Raw genomic sequence first — 2,729 nt, forward strand, 5'->3', positions numbered from 1 at the left:
AGATCGCCTCAACCTTTCTACATTGAGAAATCTCGGGCAATGCCTGATCTGCAGACACTTTATTGAGCTGCCACTGCAGGGCAATAGCGACAGCATTGAATCGTTTTGCCTGCACTCTCGTGCCGTTGGATGTGAGGCTAACGTAGGAGGCATCTGAACTTTTAACAGCGACTACAGTGGTCGTGGTGCCTCCCTCAAGATCGGAATTGCCCAAGATTCCGGCCTTCCATTTCTGGGTGATCGTGTGCTCACCTGGCGTAACAGGTACGGCTACGTAACCGCCGTTCTCTAGAGACGCTATCTGCTTTCCGTCTAAAGAAATCAAGGCGGTCATTAGGCCCATATCATAATTACTGGGCCGATAAACATAGAGAACACCACGTTGAGAATCCACGTTTTCAAGTGGCGTGAATTTTGGCCCTGTCATCGTGCAGGAGCTGAGAAGCCCCAACAAAACGAATCCTGAGATCTTCCATGCTCGATTCATAACCGCTCCATTCTGATTAAGCGCTTCATGATCAACACTGCCGGCCCCTCGATCAAACCTTTTATGCTGATATGGCACACGCCACAATCTCGTCACGTTTCCCGCCAATGGTGGCTGTGCGCCGCGAATAGTAAAGTGCGCGGTCAAGTTAATGCAATTACCCATAATATGAATTATTGATTTTTAGCTGGTTTGAACCAGTAAATCGAGATGCATGGCGTTAGTTTTAGGTTCTGTCTGAAAACAAGTGTCGCAGACACCGCATGACACAAGCCAGCGAGACCATCGCGCCGTAACTTTTTGCGAGTTTGTCGAAGCGTGTCACTACTCGGCGGTTCTCCTTCAGCCAGCCGAACATACGCTCGATCACATTACGTTGGCGGTATTTGGGGCGATCAAACAGGCGGGGCAATCCAGGCCTGGGTTTGCTCTTCATCGCACGTAAAGGGATAACCGGCTGCATGGATACCGGTCACAGTAGCGGCGTAGTGCAGCAGCGTCGTAGCCCTTGTCGGCTAAAAGCCAGCGGCAGCGCTTGCGAGGTCGGCCGCGTTTGCTAGTTGGGATGCAGACATCATCCAGCAATGGCTGTGCATAGATGATATCGCTGGCTTGACCTCCAGAAAGGAGAAAGCGCAAGGGCACGCCATTGGCGTCGCAGAGCATGTGAATCTTGGTGGTGAGACCACCGCGACTGCGGCCTGGAGCATGGTCGGCGGGCTCATCAAGCCCCCTTTTTTACCTGCATCAGATGAGGCTCGAGTAGCACGAACAGCAGTTGAATCGATCATCCAGGTCTGCAGGTCGATGAGTCCTTGATGATTGAGCTTGAGATGCAAACGCTTGAGCATCTGGGCGAAGGTTCCCCGGTTTCGCCAGAGCCGGAAGCGGTGATAAACCGTTCGCCAAGGCCCAAAGCACTCGGGCATGTCCCGCCAGGGAGCGCCGGAGCGCAACAACCACAGCACGCCATCGAGCATCAGGCGATCACTTGATCGTGGTCTGCCTCTGGTGTGGGTTGAGGTGAACAGATCTTCGACCACATCCCATGCTTCATCCGAAAGTTCGTAGCGCTTAGCCATCGCAGAATTCCTTTCCATAGATGGCTGAAAACCTTACAAAAATCTCAGCGCTCGCGGCACTGAAGTTCGGTTTCTCTGAATTTCAGACAGAACCTAGGCCGCCCTAGGCCCGGATTTACTGGGTTAAGCAGATGCTCACCTGGACGTGAGCATCTAATCAGTACATTTTTTGATGATTATTTCTTGCACTTTTCAAAGCGAATATCACCTTCTGGTAAGTTCTCCACGGGCTGCCAGCCGAGGCTTCGATAGAAGCCGCTCGCCCGGCTAGCCTCAGCTGTTTCTAACCAGATCGTCTGGTGGTGTTGAAAGAGGAAAGTCTCTGCTTCATCCATTAGTCTGCGCCCCAGTCCGTTCCCCTCAAATTCGGGTAGAACGAAAGCGGCAAACACACATCCGTCCTCGACATCGGCCATAGAAAAACCTACAGGGGCACCATTGACCTCGGCAACCCAAGCGCATGGGGCCTCTAGAATTGCCTGTCGTATAGTTATGGGAGTAATCCCCATTGCCGCTAGCTGATCAAGGGATAAGTGATTTTCGTGGACGCTGGTTCGAATATCAAAAATGGCATCGATATCCGCTAGGTTGGCGAGTCTGATTGTTTTTTCCATGACGTACTCCTTTATATTCCATCCATATGATGGAAAGTGTCCTTACATATCTGACGCAATCAAAGGTGGCGCCATCTGTACGGCAGCAACTCGGTAATTTCACTCGCCCGCTGCGTCGGCAGCCGTGTCAGCACATCTTTGAGGTAGGCATACGGATCATGACTGTACTGGATCTCTTACGGCTGGACGGCTTAGCATAATTCGAAACACCCCGATTGTACGGACCGGGCTTCAAATACAGCCCTAAGCCCCCAATGATCAGCGAACAGTCCAGAGTTCCACCAGCAGTGTGGTGTAGCTCTGGCTCATCATTTCACGTCGCATACCCCAATCAGGAACAGCAGGGACGCCGGCCGGCCGAAGCGTCCCCCTGCCTCATCGACCATTGATCCGATCCAGCACCTGCATCACCCGCTCGACTTGCACTGGCTGTGACGCCGCAAATAGATCATCCGTAAACTGCCCACGCAGGCAGAGATCCATCAGCAGAACCTCTGCCTTGCTATAGCGAAACCCCAGCCGGAAAACCCGCTCCACAGCCTGCAA

At 52.6% G+C, this 2,729-nt stretch carries 2 protein-coding genes and 3 pseudogenes; all 5 read right to left on the minus strand.

What is annotated here, in order from left to right; all coding sequences use genetic code 11:
• Positions 1-487: DUF2846 domain-containing protein (locus tag DM374_RS32350; RefSeq protein WP_110973519.1), on the minus strand; the 487-nt coding region annotated here is incomplete at its 3' end.
• A gap of 226 nt (positions 488-713) precedes the next feature.
• A pseudogene (locus DM374_RS32355) lies at positions 714-1,569 on the minus strand (IS5 family transposase).
• A 176-nt stretch (positions 1,570-1,745) separates the two neighbouring features.
• Positions 1,746-2,183 (minus strand): GNAT family N-acetyltransferase, encoded by a 438-nt coding sequence (locus DM374_RS32360; protein ID WP_110973520.1) that lies wholly within the window; start codon positions 2,181-2,183, stop codon positions 1,746-1,748.
• 59 nt (positions 2,184-2,242) lie between these two features.
• Positions 2,243-2,344 (minus strand): annotated as a pseudogene (locus tag DM374_RS32365) (transposase domain-containing protein); the annotation flags it as partial.
• Positions 2,345-2,441: 97 nt separating this feature from the next.
• A pseudogene (locus tag DM374_RS32370) lies at positions 2,442-2,729 on the minus strand (DUF4113 domain-containing protein); the annotation flags it as partial.

It is taken from the genome of Pseudomonas huaxiensis, assembly GCF_003231275.1.
In the GTDB taxonomy this organism is placed as follows: domain Bacteria; phylum Pseudomonadota; class Gammaproteobacteria; order Pseudomonadales; family Pseudomonadaceae; genus Aquipseudomonas; species Aquipseudomonas huaxiensis.